The sequence below is a fragment of the Streptomyces sp. NPDC088733 genome (assembly GCF_044751185.1).
In the GTDB taxonomy this organism is placed as follows: Bacteria; Actinomycetota; Actinomycetes; order Streptomycetales; family Streptomycetaceae; genus Actinacidiphila.
The window spans coordinates 101,966-118,822 of the sequence record NZ_JBIVLH010000029.1 but is presented as its reverse complement, the minus strand read 5'-3'; the positions used below and the strand labels follow the sequence as shown (position 1 = coordinate 118,822).

The 16,857-nt window shown below is 68.0% G+C and carries 15 protein-coding genes, 1 tRNA gene and 2 pseudogenes; 14 read left to right on the top strand and 4 right to left on the bottom strand.

Features of this window, described 5'->3' with window-relative positions; genetic code table 11:
• Positions 1–532: 532 nt before the first annotated feature.
• The 3 genes from ACIP64_RS35875 (at position 533) to ACIP64_RS35865 (ending at position 3,446) form a co-directional block, all read left to right on the top strand.
• On the top strand, positions 533–1,744 hold the full coding sequence (locus ACIP64_RS35875) for an HNH endonuclease (protein ID WP_401595423.1): 1,212 nt from the start codon (positions 533–535) through the stop codon (positions 1,742–1,744).
• Between the two features lie 295 nt (positions 1,745–2,039).
• Positions 2,040–2,858, top strand: a complete 819-nt coding sequence (locus tag ACIP64_RS35870; protein ID WP_401595421.1) for a hypothetical protein — start codon at positions 2,040–2,042, stop codon at positions 2,856–2,858.
• A gap of 183 nt (positions 2,859–3,041) precedes the next feature.
• Positions 3,042–3,446, top strand: a complete 405-nt coding sequence (locus ACIP64_RS35865) for a PIN domain nuclease (protein WP_401595418.1) — start codon at positions 3,042–3,044, stop codon at positions 3,444–3,446.
• A 44-nt stretch (positions 3,447–3,490) separates the two neighbouring features.
• Here ACIP64_RS35865 and ACIP64_RS35860 read toward each other — a convergent pair whose 3' ends face one another.
• Positions 3,491–3,991: a GNAT family N-acetyltransferase gene (locus ACIP64_RS35860; protein ID WP_401595415.1), complete on the bottom strand. Its 501-nt coding sequence runs from the start codon at positions 3,989–3,991 to the stop codon at positions 3,491–3,493.
• Positions 3,988–4,770: a GntR family transcriptional regulator gene (locus ACIP64_RS35855; protein ID WP_401595413.1), complete on the bottom strand. Its 783-nt coding sequence runs from the start codon at positions 4,768–4,770 to the stop codon at positions 3,988–3,990. Before ACIP64_RS35855 ends, ACIP64_RS35860 begins: the two co-directional genes overlap by 4 nt.
• A 455-nt stretch (positions 4,771–5,225) precedes the next feature.
• Here ACIP64_RS35855 and ACIP64_RS35850 point away from each other — a divergent pair, with 455 nt between their 5' ends.
• From ACIP64_RS35850 to ACIP64_RS35800, 11 genes and pseudogenes are all read left to right on the top strand, one after another.
• Complete coding sequence (locus ACIP64_RS35850; protein WP_401595410.1) at positions 5,226–5,489, top strand: DUF6284 family protein; 264 nt, start codon at positions 5,226–5,228, stop codon at positions 5,487–5,489.
• Positions 5,486–6,334: pseudogene (locus tag ACIP64_RS35845) on the top strand (DUF2637 domain-containing protein); the annotation flags it as partial. The gene ACIP64_RS35850 and the pseudogene ACIP64_RS35845, both read left to right, overlap by 4 nt.
• A gap of 50 nt (positions 6,335–6,384) precedes the next feature.
• A complete protein-coding gene (locus tag ACIP64_RS35840) occupies positions 6,385–6,771 on the top strand; it encodes an RRQRL motif-containing zinc-binding protein (protein WP_401595407.1) in 387 nt (128 codons plus the stop codon).
• A gap of 23 nt (positions 6,772–6,794) precedes the next feature.
• Positions 6,795–7,346, top strand: coding sequence for a hypothetical protein (locus ACIP64_RS35835; RefSeq protein ID WP_401595405.1), 552 nt, complete (start codon positions 6,795–6,797; stop codon positions 7,344–7,346).
• A gap of 66 nt (positions 7,347–7,412) precedes the next feature.
• The gene (locus ACIP64_RS35830) at positions 7,413–9,521 is read left to right on the top strand and encodes an ATP-binding protein (protein WP_401595403.1); all 2,109 of its coding nucleotides are present in this window, start codon (positions 7,413–7,415) and stop codon (positions 9,519–9,521) included.
• Between the two features lie 204 nt (positions 9,522–9,725).
• Entirely contained in the window at positions 9,726–10,187 is a 462-nt protein-coding gene (locus ACIP64_RS35825; RefSeq protein ID WP_401595400.1) for a hypothetical protein, read from the top strand.
• A gap of 165 nt (positions 10,188–10,352) precedes the next feature.
• On the top strand, positions 10,353–10,682 hold the full coding sequence (locus ACIP64_RS35820) for a hypothetical protein (RefSeq protein ID WP_401595397.1): 330 nt from the start codon (positions 10,353–10,355) through the stop codon (positions 10,680–10,682).
• An 87-nt stretch (positions 10,683–10,769) separates the two neighbouring features.
• Positions 10,770–11,675, top strand: coding sequence for a bifunctional DNA primase/polymerase (locus ACIP64_RS35815; RefSeq protein WP_401595394.1), 906 nt, complete (start codon positions 10,770–10,772; stop codon positions 11,673–11,675).
• A gap of 167 nt (positions 11,676–11,842) precedes the next feature.
• A pseudogene (locus tag ACIP64_RS35810) lies at positions 11,843–13,062 on the top strand (DUF3631 domain-containing protein).
• Positions 13,063–13,232: 170 nt separating this feature from the next.
• Positions 13,233–13,421, top strand: a complete 189-nt coding sequence (locus ACIP64_RS35805; RefSeq protein ID WP_401595392.1) for a helix-turn-helix transcriptional regulator — start codon at positions 13,233–13,235, stop codon at positions 13,419–13,421.
• Positions 13,422–13,487: 66 nt separating this feature from the next.
• Positions 13,488–14,867 carry a tyrosine-type recombinase/integrase gene (locus ACIP64_RS35800; RefSeq protein ID WP_401595390.1) on the top strand — a complete coding sequence of 460 codons (1,380 nt, stop codon included), beginning with the start codon at positions 13,488–13,490 and terminating at the stop codon, positions 14,865–14,867.
• A 136-nt stretch (positions 14,868–15,003) separates the two neighbouring features.
• On the opposite strand, the gene ACIP64_RS35795 is transcribed toward ACIP64_RS35800, so the two are convergent.
• Both ACIP64_RS35795 and ACIP64_RS35790 read right to left on the bottom strand, forming a co-directional pair.
• Positions 15,004–15,090: transfer RNA gene (locus ACIP64_RS35795), tRNA-Ser, on the bottom strand.
• 55 nt (positions 15,091–15,145) lie between these two features.
• Positions 15,146–16,768: a S1C family serine protease gene (locus ACIP64_RS35790; RefSeq protein WP_401595388.1), complete on the bottom strand. Its 1,623-nt coding sequence runs from the start codon at positions 16,766–16,768 to the stop codon at positions 15,146–15,148.
• Positions 16,769–16,857 lie beyond the last annotated feature (89 nt).

Genomic DNA, 16,857 nt, shown 5'->3' with positions numbered 1-16,857 from the left:
CACCACTCCTCCCGGCCTGACTCAACGAGCCAGACCCCTGAAGGGGGTCAACTTTCAAGCGTCGCTACCGGTCCACTTTTCAGCCGTCGCCGACAAGCAACGAGCCCCCGACCAGAACCGCTGGTCGGGGGCTGTCCATGGGCGGAGAGTGTGGGATTTGAACCCACGGTGACATCGCTGCCACGACGGTTTTCAAGACCGCACGCTTTCCCGACCGGCCAGCAGCCTGACCTGCGGCGAACTCGACCATCGGGGCACTAAGGGTGTCGGCTTGGCCGCAGGTTGGCCACAGAGCTCCCGACGGCACTCGCCAGAGGCAGGCCAAGGCCCGGCTGGCGACCTGCCCACACGCTTTCCAAGTGTCCGCGCCCCTGGTCGGCGGCGTACGTAGCCGTTCGTACCGCACGTCAAGGGGTGTGCCCGCACAGGGGCGAACGGCATCGTCCATCCACGCACTGAACAAAGACCAGGACAACGAAGGGCCCTCAAAAAGCACGGCAGCGCTGTCGGCGGTGCCGCCTATGCTTCCGCCATGACCAGGGGTGAGATCGGCCGTGAAGCGGTACTGAGGGCGCTGAACGAGTACAACGAAATGGGGCGGGATGCCTTCCTCGCCGACCATGATTTCGACCAAGCAGTCCAGTTCTACGTGCAGCACGACGAGAAGCTGTACGACGCCAAGGCCATTCTCAACGTCGCCTATGAGCGCGCACATGGGGCCCGGCCCGTTCGCGTCATCAGCGGCGGACGCGACACAAATCGCCCGCTCGCGCGTCTCGGCTTCGACATCGTTGACGGCCGACCGAAGTCTGTCGAGGGGGAGCGCGCCTGGCGTCTCGCCGTGTGGGCCCACCTCCGAGCAACGAACCCCGATCTGAGCAGGGTTCCCGCACGGGCACTGCGCGAGTACGGCGCCTACGGCGGCGGACAGGGCGTCTGGGTAGACGTAGCCAGAACCGGGGCCATCCACGCCGGCGGAGTTGCTGTTGGCATCCTCCATACCGGTGCCCACTACTCGGACGATTTCACCGAGGACGGGGCGCTCTACCGGTACCCGCAGACAGCCCGGCGTGGTGGTCGCGATGACTCTGAGATCAACGCTATGAAGGCCGCAGCCGACCTCCGGTTGCCGATCTTCACTTCAGCAAAGCCGACGCCACGATCTGAGTGGCGTATCGCTCGCCTCGCCTGGGTCGAAGGATGGGACGACGAGAGCAGTACGTTCCTACTCTCATACGAAGAGGCGCCCCCTGAGCGGGTGCTCAATCAGGATCACTCAGACGACGAACCTTTTGTCCTTACGGGGAGCGAAACCCGGCGAAGCCGCCGAGACGTAACGGAGCGCCCTGGTCAGCCGCGCTTCAAGCTTCGTGTCTTCCAGCGCTACCTGCCGCGTTGCCCCCTGACAGGCATCGCCGTGCGCGAGATGCTCGACGCCGCACATCTCCGCCCGGTCAGCGAGGACGGCACAAACGATCCCCGCAACGGCATCCCCCTCAACGCCGCACTCCACCGCGCCTACGACGCGCACCTCTTCGCATTCCACCCGGACACACTCGACGTCGTCACCGTGCCAGGCGGTCCAACCCTTGAGGACCTGCGCATCACGACACCCCATCTGCGGGACCTCCGGAAGCGCCCACACGCCGACGCCCTGCGCTGGCGGTACGAGGAGTGGCTGAGAAGGTCCGGCTTGGCAGGCTTGCCGTCTCAACAGTCGGCAGAACTGATGCCCGCCACCTGATCCGTAGGCGGGCGCCTCACCGCGGCCGGAGTAGGATCCGGCGCCTTGCCCTGGGGACACTTGGGCACCGGCAAGCCCCTGACGACCCGTGTGCGCACACGCTGATGTCGGTCGTTGCGCGTAGCGAGCACGTTGCGGCGGGGGCGCGCACCCCCGCCGCTAGCGGTCAGACTCGCGGGAGCCTGTTCGATCTTGTCTCGGTGGGGTCAACCGGCCCTGGAGTCCTTCACGTTGAGGCCAGCGCCTGGCAGACTGGTGCGTCTGCACGTAGGGGGCGTGAGAGATACCCATGGGGATGTCCGAGCTGAAGGCTGCCCTGGCTGAAGCGTATGCCAAGGGTGATGAGCCGAAATTTCAATACATCATGCCGACCGGTGATGAAGTATGGAACCTGGGTTCAGCACTATTCGTGTTGCCGTCAATACCGCCTGGCGCGCCGCCTGAGCTTGAATATGCTCTACGTGTACGGCGAGATGCAGTTTTCTCGGGTACTTGCGAAGAATGCAATGCCTCGCTTGATGTGGACCCGTTTGGGCGCCTCGATGGAATTGACGCCGCGGCTGGCATCATCCCCCATCGACGTAACTGCCCTGCCTCGGATGAGAACGTTATCCCGCAACTTCGGCGCGCCAGAGAGGAGCGCGCTTCTGCCTCGGTTGGTGCAGTTCTAGAAGCTGCTAGTAGAGCAACGCGCCTGCGGGTGGAAGAGAAAATCCCGGTACGCCGAATGATCCGGAGCAAGAGATTCGAAGCTTGGGGTCGTCGATTGCTGGATCGGCAACTCGAAGAGGTGATCGAGCAATGCGATCACTTGCGGATGGACCCGGCGCAAACCTGGAACCTACTCCTAGGGGCCACTTCCTGGAACTGCAATGAGTGCTGGGAATATCATAATCTTGAAATCGCCAGAGGGAATTCCCCTATTAGCGACCAGGAGGACTTTACGTGCGATTATTGTCGCACCGTGCATGAAAATCTTGAGCCACTAGTTCTTCGCATTGGGACTTTTATTCTGCATGGCGGATTGTGTCAAACCTGCTCGAAGCGTAGCATGGAGACCAACGGAAAGCCGCGGAGGAAGGGCAATGGGACAAAGCGTAGAGGACGTCGATGAGACGGCGCTCAATGAGGCTCAACGCGTGCTCGGAACCACTAACCGTCGCGACACAGTCAACGCTGCGTTGCGTGAGGTCGCCCGTCAGAAGCTAGTCGATGACTTTCTGGAATTTATGGCTTCGCGGGACCCTGTGGAACTTGAAAGGCTGCGGGACGACGCGTGGCACTAGATCCGTTGTTCATGGTGGACAACAGCGCCATGAATCGCTACAAGAATTCCACTGTTGCCGCACGCCTTGAACCACTGATTCGTGGGGGCGTAGTGGCGACCTGTGGGGCGCTGGACATAGAGGCGCTGTACTCGGCGCAGAACCCCGCCGATTATGAACGGCTCCGATCGATGCGCGCTGCGGCTTTCAAGTACCTCAATACGGACGAAGATGATTGGCAGCAGGCACTCAGTGTGCAGCGTGAGCTGGCCGCTAAGTCGCAACATCGAGGTCCTAAGGTGCCGGATCTCCTTATTGCTGCTGTTGCTCAGCGGTACGGTCTCACTCTTCTCCACTATGATTCCGACTTCGACCGCATCATTGAGCACACAGGGCAAAGGGGAGAATGGGTGGTCCCGCGGGGATCCGTCCCCTAACTTCCGGGGCTGCGAACGTTTCGGACTCACCAAGGGTGCGCCATTTATGCGGCTCGACGCTGAAACAGGGCACCCGATCTCCGATGTGGTAGATCTACGATGCGCACGAGCGTGAACCCCGTGGATCTGTAATAATTGTGCAGCGCTTCGTTGTCCTTCCATGCATCAAGTCTGAGCCATGACTTGCCACGGGTTGTCGCGTACTCCGCAGCCCAGTCGAGCAGCTCTGCGCCAACGCCCTTCCCGGCTACGGTTCTGCGAACCGCCATACGGTGCACGTACAAGGCGTCACCAGGGGCGTCATCAATAGTCCAAAATTCCGGATCGGCAAAGTCGTCCACCTGTACCGTCGCTACTGGCTGACCATCCGTAAATGCCAGGAAGCAAGACCCTAGTTCGAGTGCCGCCGTGATGCGGTCACGATGGGGTGGGAACTGCCACTGGTCGATGTTCCGCGAAGCGAGCCACGCTGACGCTTCACGCAACAATGCCTCTACGGTGGCGAGTTCATCGGGGCGGCCGGGACGGATTTGCAGGTTCGTCATGCTTCCTCGCTTGGTGCCTCGCGCTGCCGCTCGTAGGAGATGACGTGTCGATCTCCCGGAAGCACGGTTACAGCAACACGTACAGGCTGCCCTTCAGTAGTGAACCCGGTGGTGACGTGGACTCCTACCGGCGTTCCAGGACCTAGATCCAGGCGGTTCGCCTGCTCCGGAGTGGGCATCCGGACGTACAACTCGTCCAATGCCCGCACCTGCGGGTACCCGAGTTCAGCCAGCACTTCGTTCGCACCGCGGGTGATGTTCTCCGGGCGCATGATTTCCGAGTCCCGCACGATGACAAGAGGGAAATAGCTGTCGTTCACGTTGAACGGCTCGCCATCGAGGTAGCGCACCCGCTTGCGCACCGCGACAAGTTCGCCCGGCTCCAGCCGAAGCCGCTTAGCCACGTCCTCAGGCGGCTCCACGATGGCGACCTCGATGTCTTGTCTCGGTTCCCGGCCCTCCGCCGAGTATTCGATCATGAAGGCGTCCATCTCTGGCGAGTACGGACGCTTCCGGAACTCCCCCTGAGGTCGGAACACCATCGGCCGCCGCCGGCGGACAAAGTGACCCTGTGGACGAGCCGACACGATCAGCCCCTCGTTGACGAGTTGAGCGAGCGCCTTGCGCACGGTCTCCCGTGATACGGCGTAGTGGTCGCGCAGCTCGGCTTCCGTCGGAAGTTTCGCGTCTGGTTCGAGCTTCCCGGACGTGATCTGCGCCCGCAGCGCGTCCGCGATCTGCTGGTACATCGGGTTTCGCCCGAGCCTGGTCACTGTCATGCCCCCATGGAAGCCGCTAGCTGACTGCATTGTCCAGTCAATGCGGCCAATGCCCTTGCGGATGACCCACCCCTCTGCCAACATCCTGACTGTAGCCATTGTACGGACAATGACTACAGCGTCTCGGGCATCCCTGTGTCTTCACAGGTAGCGCGCGACGAAGGGGCCCGGGATAGAGCGGGCCGAGGGACCCGGACCCCTGGTCAACCGGAGGGCTTAGACCGAAAGGTCTCGTCTCCATACGCCTACAACGGGAGCGCGCTCCCGAAGGAGACAGCGACATGCACGTTCAACCTCTCCGCGGCTCTGCTGCTGCGGCCGGTTGCCTCCGCTGCTCGTCTCGTACGAGCAGCGCTGAGGGGAGCCGGATCTTCCTGCTCTACGGCGCGCACCCCCGGAGTTGCAGCTCCGGGGGTGCTGTTCGGGCCGTACTTGCCTGAGAGGAACTACGACCCATGGAGTACATCGCTGCACTTCAGCCGGTTGTTACCGGCATCGCGTCCGATGGTGAACCGTCGGACGCCGAGCTTTCCGCGATCGTGCGTGAGATGCCCGTCGTCCTGGCGGAAGTCGAGCTGCTGGACGCACAGATCATGACGCTGGACCGCACCCCCACCGAGGTGGACGCCCGTCGGCTGCGCCGGGCCCGCCGGCGGGTGCTCGCCGCCCGGCGCACGCTGGCCAACGGCCCCGCGGGCCGGACGGGCGGTGCCGCATGAACCTCAAACGCAAGGGCCGCGCGGCCCTGGTGCTGGCCCTGGTCGGCGTTGTCGGCATGGCCTTCCGGGTCTCGTGGAACGCCCTGCGGGACGTGGCGACCACGATCGGCGCGGACGCGACCGCGGCGACGCTGTATCCGTTCGTGGTCGACGGCCTGATGGCCCTGGCCCTGATCGCCACCCTGGTCCTGACCGACCGGGACCGGAAGTTCGCGCTGCGGGTCCTGGCCACGTACACCATCGCTTCGCTGCTGCTGAACTACGTGCACGGGCTGGTGCCTGAGCTGCACGGCGGGTCGGTCGACTGGGGTCGACTGGCCGACTGGGACCCGGCGAACTGGGCCCTGGTGCTGCTGGCAACCTCGCTTCCGGTCGGGTCGATCTACTTCGGCTCGGACCTGGTGGCCAAGGTGCTGCACCACCAGTCGACTCCGCACACGAATGCCGAGGAATCGACCGAGACCGAGATGAATCGGTCTACGGCTGACCTGGAAGAGTCGACCCCGCCGGAGCCTGTTCCGGCGCCGGTCGCGGTCGAGCTTCCCGCCCCGACCCCGCCCGCCGTGGTGGAGCCGGTTCAGTCGATCGAGTCGGCCCCGGTCGCGGTGGCTGCTGCCGAGTCGACCCGGCCCCGTGGGGCGACCGGTCGAGTCCCTGATGTGGCCCGGACGCCCCGACCGGTCCGCACCGCTGATGAGTTGCTGATCGAGGCACGCGAGGCGACCGCCGGCTGGCCGATCGAGGACCTGACGGCGGAGGGCATCCGTCGCGAGGTGCGTACCTCGCCCGCCAAGGCCCGTGTCCTGCGGGAGACCCTGCGGGCTGAGCGCGCCGACAGCCCTGGCGACGCCGCTACCGATTCTCGTCAGGATGACGCCTCTGAGGTTGTTGCCTGATGTCGCCGGCGTTCGGCAAGTGCTACGACCCGTCCGGCGCCACGTGGGGGATACCGACCTTCCCGTGGCGCCTCGCCCCCGACGGCTACGCCACCCGCCGGCAACTGCGGGCCCGTGGCTTACGCCCGGGTGGTCAGCCGGTCGCCGCTCAGCTCATGCGACAGGCCCGCCGGAGGAAGTCCGGGGTGCTGGTCGCCTACCTCTACCGCGTCGACCGGGCCAAGCCCGTGCGCCCGATGACCCCCGGGAAGCGGGCCGCGCTCGCCGCGGCGATGACGGCCCGCCGTACCTGTCCTTCATGCCGTGTCGATGCGGGCTACGTCATCCCCGCCTCACTCGGCATGTGTGTGCCCTGCGCGTACCCCGACACCGAATCTGCCGCCTGAGCTGCGGTGATGAACGGAGAGACGTGAAGCCCACGATCAGCACGTTCAAGTTGTTCGGACACCGTGACATCATCCGCGACACCAAGCGCCTCGCCCCGGCCGCCGTGAAGTTGGTCGGCCGGGAGGTGCCGGGGCGGATGCCCCGGGTGGAGATCGTCGTCACCAACGCCCGGGGCATGGCTGAGCTGGCCACCGACGCGGAAATCGCGCTGGCCGGCTACGTCGACCAACGCACCCGCGACAAGCACCTCCGGCAGACGAACCGGCAGGCCCGCGACGCGGCCGGACGGGCGATAGCGACCCCGGGCGGTGGGGTGTTGCTGCTGGTCAACGCCGAAACGCACCGCACAACGGAGCACGTGGCGCTCACGCTCGTGCACGAGCTGACGCACGCCATGCAGTACAGCCGGCGCGGCGTCCGCGAACGCCACGTCCGGCACCTGCGGGGCGCGTTCGGCATCGAGCCGGCCGGCTGGTGGGCCAACCGCGAGCACTCCCGCAAGACGCGTGACGAGGAAGACGAGGCGTACGCCGCCGAACGCCTCGCCGCCCAGCTCATCCGCACTGCCGCATGACCCGGAGCACCGATCGAGCAGCCCTTTGCGTGCCCCGGGAGCGGGGCAGTCTGGAGACCCCGAAGCATGAGTGACAACGTCGTTCGACTGTTCAAGCAACCCGACGACACCGCGCCCGCGGTCGACTCAAAGCCCATACAGGCCGTCGACCGACCGCGCGTGACCCGGCGTTGGGTCCGCACCGGACACGCCGTGAAGACGGCGGCGACTCACGAGCGCACCAAGACCGTGGCCCGGGCGGTGGTCCGGCACGGGATGTATGTGCTGGGCGGGACGCGGATCGTGGTCCGTCGGACCTGGGATTCACGGACCACGGCCCGCTATGAGCGGCTGCTGCGGGCCGCCGAAGCGGCCGGGAACTACGAGGTCGCGGCGGAGTGGGAGGAGCGCGGGCAGCGCTTCCGGGAAGCGCGGCACCGCCGCAGGATGGATCTGCTGCGCTCGCCCGTCGTCGCCGCCAAGGGCGTCCTGGTCGGGACCGGGGTCGGCATCGGTGGTCTGATCGCCCTCGGAGTGGTGATGGCCATCGCGACGAAGGACGTGACCGAGGTCGTCACCCCGATCATGGCCGTGATCAACTTCATCCAACTGATGATCACCATTGTCACGGTGGTCTGGGGACCGCTGGTCCACATCGGCCCGTTTCTGCTGCTGCTCGCCCTGTGGGCTGTCGGCAGCAAGCAACAGGCTGCACCCCAGTGGGCCATGCCCGCCAACATCAGGTCGGGTGAGGGGGAGCCGATCACCCCGTCGATCGTGGTCAAGGCCCTGCGCGACCTCGGGGTGCCCGCGCTGCGGAACGCCATCAAGGAGATGGGCGACGCCGGGGCATCGATGTTGGGGCCGATCCGGATCGCCGGCTGCGGTGTCGAGGTCGACGTGACGCTCCCGTCGGGGGTCTCCACCAACGAGGTCCAGGGCAAGCGGCGCAAGCTGGCGGAGAACCTGTCCCGGCACGAGCACGAGGTGTTCATCACCATCCCTCAGGCTGCTCGTACGGTGCGGCTGTGGGTCGCGGACTCCGGCGCTTTGGATGAGCCGATCGGCCCGTCGCCGCTGGTCACGGACGAGACGCTGACCGCGGACTACGCCAAGGGTCGGGCCCCGTGGGGTCAGGACCTGCGCGGTGATGCGGCGGGCTTGAGCGTGTATCAGCGTCACCTGCTCATCACGGGCCTGTCGAACCAGGGCAAGACCGCCGCTCTGCGGGCGCTCGCCCTGTGGCTGGCGCTGGATCGGTCGGTGGAGTTCTGGATGGGCGACCTCAAGGGCGTCGGGGACTGGGCCATGTTCGACGGGCTCGCCTCCCGGCTGATCCAGGGGCCGACCGATGACCACGTCATCCAGGTCACCGAGATGGTCGAGGACGCGGTGGAGGAGATGAACCGCCGCATCCAGGCGCCTCCCGGCACGGCGTTCCCGCCGCTGATCGTCATCGTGGACGAGGCGCAGGTCGCGTTCATGTGCCCGGTCAAGGACGAGGACAAGCGCCCGTATGGCGGGTCCAGCTCCACCAGCCGGTACTTCATGGCGGCACGGAAGATCCACAACCAGGGTCGGGCGGTGAACGTGCTGCTGTGGCAGGGCACGCAGGACCCCACCGACCAGAACCTCCCCAAGCTGGTGCGCGAGGGTGCGCACACGCGAGCGTCGCTGGCGCTGGGCACCGAGTCGCAGGCCCGTATGGCGCTGGGGGACAAGGCCGTCGACGGCGGCGCCGCCCCGAACCTGCTGCGCCCGGGGCTGGACAAGGGAACGCTGGTCGTCGCGTCCGACGGGATCGAGATCCCCAAGGGACAGTCGTCCATCACGGTCCGGACGCACTACATCAGCACCGACGACGCTGAGGCCATCGCCACCCGGGCCAAGGCCCTGCGCGACGGGGTAACCACGCTGCACGTCATCGAGCGCGGGCAGGACCGTGACCCGCTCGTGGACATCGCCGGCGTGGTCGGGGACGCGTCGCGGGTGCTCACCCAGGACGTGCTCAAGCGGCTGGCGGCGCTGAACGCGGACGCCTACGGCGGCTGGTCGTTCATCGACCTCAAGCGCGTCCTGGACGGGACCGGTGCCGAGCCGTACAAGTCCGACGGCCGCATGGTCATCGGCCGTGACCGCCTCGCCCGCGCCCTCGCCAACCGCGACACGGACGGTTCCGCTTCCGCCGGCGAGTAGAGGGAGCCGCACCCGGCGCGGGTCAGGGAGGCAGGGAGAACTCCCTGACCCCCTCCCTGACCCGCCTCCCTGCCCCTGACCAGCCCAGATGATCCATCAGGGAGGCAGGGAGGACCCCAGTTCAGTACCCCCAACACCCCCTCCAGAGGCACCCCACCAGGGGGTGCCTCAGCCTCCCTGCGCCATGCCGAGAAGGGATTCCGCATGTTCCCCGACAGCAGCGTGCCTGCGCCCGTCGAGCAGGCCGTCACCATCCACCAGCCCGTGCCGGTCGTCCCCGTGCAGCCGTACGCGGCGCCGCTGATACCGGTCCAGCCGAACACCACCGTGGCGAGCGTCGTCCTGCCCGACGGCCGCGTCGTCACCGGCTACACCCTCACCCCCGCACCACTACCGACGACCACCGAGCCGCTGCCGGCCGTGTCACGGACCGCGGTGAACATCGCGTTGGGCGGTGTCGGCTTCGCCGCGGTGTGCGGCGGGCTGGTCCTGCTGACGACGTTCATCGCCGCACTCGCCGCGCTGGTCCATCAGCTCATCATCCTGGCCGCGGTCATCTTCGGTGGCTTCATCGCCGCCCAGGTCCTCCGCAGCGACAAGGGCGAGACCGGGACCACGGTCAACATTCACAAGGCCGTCTTCAAGCGCAACCACTTCCACGGGTAACGGGCAGGGGCCCCGGTGAGCAGCCACCGCCCCACCCCCGAACGCCCTGGACTGTGGGTGTCCGCCCCGGCCAGCACCGCCAATTGGGTGCGGCCCGCGGAACCTGCGCAGGCCGAATGGTGGTGTCGGTGCGGACTGCACCGCACTGCATCCGGACACCTCGCCGTGTCCCGACTGGTGGCCGAACACGGAAGCCATCAGGACCACTGCCCCGCCCGGCGCGAGCAGCCCTGTCAGCACTGCGGGAAGCCCACCACGCACCGCTCCCACGGCGCGCAGGGCTGGCCCGCTCACCCGGACTGCTACAGCGCGTGGGCCGAACGCCCCACCGAGCAGCGCCGCCGCGACAGGGCTGCCAAAGCCATCGGCAAGCGCCAGGGCCAACGGGCCCAAGCCCGCCGTACCCGGCTCGCGTTGGAAGCCCAAGGGTTCGACACCGACACCGCCGCAGCCCTCATCAGCGGTGGCCTGGTCCCCGTCGACACCGACGACTGAGCGACACACCAGAGCGGGCCGCCTCTCGCCAAAGACCGCGGCCCGCCCCGATTCCAGCACCCAGCAAGAGAACTGGAGACATTCAGCATGACCCACGACGCACGATCCGCGCTGCTGACGGCAGCATTAAGCGCCGCCGAACGCGGCTGGCACGTCTTCCCCCTCCGCCCCGGCACCAAGCGCCCGGCCCTGCACGGGGAAGCCACCTGCCCCCGCACCGGGCCATGCGCAGAAGGACACCGGAAGTGGGAGCAGCGCGCCACCACCGACCCGGACCGCATCCGCGCCACCTGGTCCCAAGGGCCGTTCAACGTCGGCATCGCCACCGGCCCCTCCGGGCTGCTGGTAGTCGACCTCGACATGCCCAAGGACAACAGCAGCGCGGACGCGCCTTCCGGCGCGACGACCTTCGGGGCGCTCTGCGAGCGCGCCGGACAGGCCGTCCCCGACACCTATCGGACCCGGACCGCGAGCGGCGGACAGCACCTGTACTTCACCGCCCCGCCCGGCATCCGCCTGACCAACACTGCCGGCACCGTGGGCCCGTTGGTCGACACCCGGGCATGGGGCGGATACGTCGTCGCCGCCAGCTCCACGACCCCCGCCGGACCGTATGAGGCCGTAGGCGGCCCTGTGGCCGTCCCGCTACCCCGATGGCTGCAAAGCATCCTGGAACCGGCCCCCAAGCCCGCACAGGCCCCTTCGGTGGCCGTAGCGGGGCAATCCCGCCGATACGCTGACATCGCGCTCGCCAACGAGACGCGGAACGTCGCAACGGCCCAACACGGCTCACGGGAGGCGGCGTTGTTCCGGGCCGCCCGCGCCGTGGGGCGGTTCGTCGCGTGGGGCGACCTCCCCCGCAGTGTGGTTGAGCAGGCTCTTCAGGAAGCGGGCGAGGCGGCCGGACTGCCGGCGTCACAGTGCCGCTCCACCCTGCGCAGCGCCCTCAACTGGTCCATCGCCCACAACCCGCGGCGCCGGGACACGGCATGACCACCCACACCCACTCCCCACTGAAGAGCATCCCCGCCCCCGGCCACCTCGGCCCCGCCACGCCGGCCCACGCGCCCGCGGCGAGTAGCGCGCCGAAGGTCGCCGCCGAAGGCGTCCTGTCAGCACTTCTCCCTGACCCGCAGCAAACCGACCGGAGGACCCTCCCCATGACCGACGGCGCGGCCCTACTCAACGAGGTGGAAGCCTTCCACCGACGCTTCAACGTCTTCCCCACCGAGTCCGCATACGTCGCGGTCGCCCTCTGGGACGCCCACGCCCATCTGATCGACTGCTTCGAGACCACACCCAGGATCGCTTTCCTGTCCCCCGAACCGGGGTCCGGGAAGTCCCGCGCGCTGGAGATCGTGGAACTCCTCACGCCCCGCCCGGTCGCCACCGTGTCCGCCTCCGCAAACGCCCTGTACCGGCTGGTCGACTCCGCCGCGGGTCTGCCCACCGTGCTGTTCGATGAGGTGGACACCATCTTCGGCCCCAAAGCGGGCGCCGATGAGGCCCTGCGGGGCTTCCTCAACGCCGGATACCGGCGCATCGGCGGCGCCCTGCGCTGTGTCGGAGAGGGCTCCAACCAAAACGCGCAGGTCTTCAACTCGTACTGCGCGGTCGCCATGGCCGGACTCGGCTCGCTGCCCGACACCGTGCTGACCCGCTCCGTCATCATCCGCATGCGCAAGCGCGCCCCGAACGAGAAGGTCGAGCCCTACCGCCAGCGCGTCCACGAGAAGCAGGGCCACGCCCTGCGCGACCGCCTCGCCAAGTGGGCCGACTCCGTCCGAGACCGGGTCGCCGGCGCCTGGCCCGACATGCCTGACGGCGTCACCGACCGACCCGCCGACGTGTGGGAACCCCTGCTCGCCGTCGCGGACGCCGCCGGAGGTCACTGGCCCAAGCGGGCCCGGGAAGCCTGCCTCGAACTCATCAGCGCAGCCCACGACAACGACGAAGCCTCCCTCGGTGTCCGGCTGCTCATCGACCTGCGCGACAAGGTGTTCTGCGGCATCGACCGGATGCCGACCTCAGCGGTCATCGAATGCCTGCTCCGCATGGACGACGCGCCATGGGGCGACCTGGACGACAAGCCGATCAACGCCCGCACCCTGGCCCGGCTGCTCGGTCAGTACGTCACCCCCGCCAACAAACCCATCAAGCCGCGCGGCATTCGCACCCCGTCCGGCTTCCCCAAGGGCTACTACGCAGAAGACCTCACGGACGCCTGGACGCGGTACTGCCCTCCCTCCCTCGGAGAATCCGCCACGTCCGCCACGCCGCCACACCCCAGGTCATGAGGGGTGAATCCGTGGCGGATACCGCCCCCGGCATCCGCCACACGCCCGCAGAAACCGCCACACAGCCCACCGTCGCCGGCTGACCGACCCGGCCCTGTAGGTGCCACCACACCTGCTCGATGTGGCGGCACCTATCCGCCACAAAACCACTATCCGCCACATGATCAAGGCTCTGACCTGCGATGTGGCGGCGTGGCGGACGTGGCGGATCCCTGGAAGCAAGGCAGAACCCAACTTCGACAGGAGTCGCAGGATGGCGCGCCCCCAGATGCTCAAACTCCCCGAGGTGCTGACCGAGGTCGGCATGAGCCGAGCCGCCTTCTACCGGATGCGGGCCCGCGGCCAGGGTCCCCGCCTGATCAAGCTCCCCAACGGTCAACTTCGCGTACGCCGCCAGGACCTCGATTCCTGGCTGGAGTCCTGCGAGCAGTACGCCGCCTGAGGAAAAGCACCTGCCTTAAGGGGGCCCACCATGTGGCGGGCCCCCTCAGTTCATGGAGGAGAGCAAATGCACAGCTACGACGTTCGCGTGTGGAGCATCCGCCGGCGAGCCAGCAAGAGCGCGCCCTTCCAGCTCCGCTGGACCGTGGACGGCAAGGTTCACCAAGAGCCATTCCTCACGAAGACGCTCGCCGACGCGCGGCGCGCGGAACTAATGACAGCGGCCCGGAGCGGGGAAGCGTTCGACACCGAGACCGGACTTCCCGTCTCCGAGATTCGGCAGCGCAACCGCGTCTCCTGGTACACACACGCCCGGGACCACGCCGCCATGAAGTGGCCCAAGGCAGCAGCCAAACACCGCGCGAGTATCGCTGAAAGCCTCACCGTCGCAACCCTCGCCCTGTGCCCAAACAGGAAGGGCCGCCCGGAGATGGAGCTGCTGCGACGTGCGCTCTACCAGTGGGCGTTCAACGCGGGCAGGCGAGATGAGACGCCCCCGGAGACGGAGGCGCAGGCTCTGGCGTGGGTGGAAAAGTACACGCCCGCCGTGGTCGATCTCGACAGTGCCAAGCGCATGCGCCTGGTCCTCGATGAGCTGGCCAAGAAAAAGGACGGTACGCCGGCCGCACCGAACACGATTCGCCGACGCCGCGCCGTCTTGAGCAACTGCCTACGACTGGCCGTTGAAAAGGAACTGCTACCAAGCAACCCCCTAAACCGCGTGCACTGGGAGCTCCCGAAGCCCGTAGAGGAACTGGACGAACGAAGCGTGGCCACGCCTGCCCAGGCGAACGCGCTGCTCAACGCCGTCCGAGTGCAAGGACACCGCGGTGATCACCTGGCCGCGTTCTTCGGGTGCATGTACTACGCCGCCATGCGGCCCGAGGAAGTCTCCGTGCTCAGCGTTGAACAGTGCACGCTCCCCCAGCAGGGGTGGGGCCGGTTGGACCTGGCCGGCGCCCGCCCACAAGTCGGCTCGGGCTGGACCGACGACGGGAAGCCCTACGAAGAACGTGGACTCAAGCATCGCTCTCGGCGAACCGTGCGCCGGGTGCCGATCCCGCCAGTCCTGGTCGCACTGCTACGCCGGCATATCGAGCAGTTCGGTACGGGCAACGATGGCCGGCTGTTCCGCGCCGTCCGAGGTGGGCCCGTCCGGTCACAGGAGTACGGCGCCGTCTGGAAAGAGGCACGCACACGCGCCCTCACACCGGCTCAGGTGGCCTCGCCGCTCGCACTCATCCCGTACGACCTGCGGCATGCGTGCGTGTCCTTCTGGCTGCGCTCCGGCGTCAGCCTCGCCGAGACGGCACGGCGTGCTGGACAAAGCATCGCTGTACTCCAGCGCTACTACGCGAAGGTGCTGGACGGCGAGGAAGAACGCATGAACGAGCTGATCGACAAGGGGTTCGCTGAGCAGCACCAGGACGACCGTCCGACACCGTGAATCCTGGCCGCAGGTTGGCCATACGCCCTGGTCAAAACCGAGATACGACCGATCCGGGGTGAGACAAGGTGAACGCCAGAGGGGGTGCCTCCGTGACGGAGGCACCCCCTCTGACCAGCACCTACGCTGACCTGGGCGGAGAGTGTGGGATTTGAACCCACGGTGACATCGCTGCCACGACGGTTTTCAAGACCGTTCCCTTAGGCCGCTCGGGCAACTCTCCCCGCGCCGCGTGCCCCGGAGGGGGCGTTGGCGCGGGGACAGCCTAACGGGTCGGGTCAGCTGGTGCTGTCGCCCTTGCGCTCGCCGAGGGTGAGGGTGGCGGTGCGGGTCTGGCCGTCGCGGGTGTAGGTGACGTCGACCTTCTCGCCCGGCTGGTGCTGCCAGATCTCGCCGATGAGGGTGGGGGAGGAGTCGACCACCGTGTCGTCGAACTTGGTGATGATGTCGCCGGAGCGCAGCCCGGCCTTCTCGGCGGGGCCGCCCGCGGTGACCGCGCTGGGGCCGGTGGCGATCTTGGCGCCCTCGCCGTTGTAGCTGGAGTCGACGCTCACGCCGATGACCGGGTAGATCGGCTGGCCGGTCTTGATCAGGTCCTCGGCGACGCGGCGGGCCTGGTCGATCGGGATCGCGAAGCCGAGGCCGACGCTGCCCGCCTGGGAGGTGCCGTCGCTGCTGCCGGTCGACTGGATCGCGGAGTTGATGCCGATGACGGCGCCCTCGGAGTTGAGGAGGGGGCCGCCGGAGTTGCCGGGGTTGATGGAGGCGTCGGTCTGTATGGCGCTCATGTAGGACGCGTTGGAGCCTTCGCCGTCGCTGGAGGCGATGGGGCGGTGCAGCGCGCTGACGATGCCGGTGGTGACGGTGCCGGAGAGGCCGAACGGGGCGCCGATGGCGATGGTGGAGTCGCCGACCGCGACCTTCTCGGAGTCGCCGACGGCGAGCGGGGTGAGCTGGTCGGGGCTGACCCCCGTGAGCTTGATGACGGCGACGTCGTAGCCCTGGGCGCGGCCGACGACCTCGGCGTCGTACTTCTTGCCGTTGGAGAACGTGGCGGTGAGCTTGCCGCCGTCGGCCGCGGGGGCGACCACGTGGTTGTTGGTGAGGATGTGGCCTTCCTTGTCGTACACGAAGCCGGTGCCGGTGCCGCTCTCCTGGCTGCCGGAGGCCTCGATGGTGACGACGCTGGGAAGGGACTGCCGGGCGATGCCGGCGACGGAGTCGGCGGCCCGGCTGAGGTCCTTGGGGTTGCCCGCGACGGAGATCGTGGTGGACCCGCTGTCGTTGCGGTCGGCGGCCCAGAAGCCGATGCCGCCGCCGATGCCGCCGGCGACCAGCGCGGCGACGAGGACGGCCGCGATCAGCCCGCCGTTGCCGCGCTTGCGCGGCGTCTCGGGGGCTGCCGGCACGGGCGCGCCCCAGACCGGGCCGCCGGGGCCGCCCGGACCCGCGGGCGCGCCGAAGGGCTGGGTCGGCGGAACCGCGGGCGGCGCGGCCGGGTGCGCGGCGTACGGACCGGCGTGCGGAGCCGCGTGGTGCGCGGCGGCGTGCGGCGGGGCGGCGTGGTGGTGCGGCGCCGGGGCATGCGGGGCCGCGTGGTGCGGGGCTACGTGCGGCGCGGCCGCAGGCTGCGGCGCCGGGGGCTGCACGGGGGGCGCGGCGGCCTCGGCCGGAGCCGCGTCGGCGGGCTTCGCGTCCGGGGCCGGGGCCGCAGCCGGGGTCGGCGCCGGGGTCGGCGCCGCGTCGGCGGGAGGAGCGTCGGGCGCCTCGGCCACGGCAGGCGCCGCGGGCGCGGCCTGCGGCGGCGCGGGAGGTGCAGCGGGAGCGGCGGGCTCAGCGTCGACGGGCGGCTGCGCCGGCTGCGTTGCCGGGACCGGACCGACCTCGTTCTCGGTGCTCACGGCTGTATCTCCTCCGGGATATGCGTTGTATGCCGTGCGTACGGTTGCGGTCACGGAGACGTACGACGGCCGACAGGATGGGGCCAGCT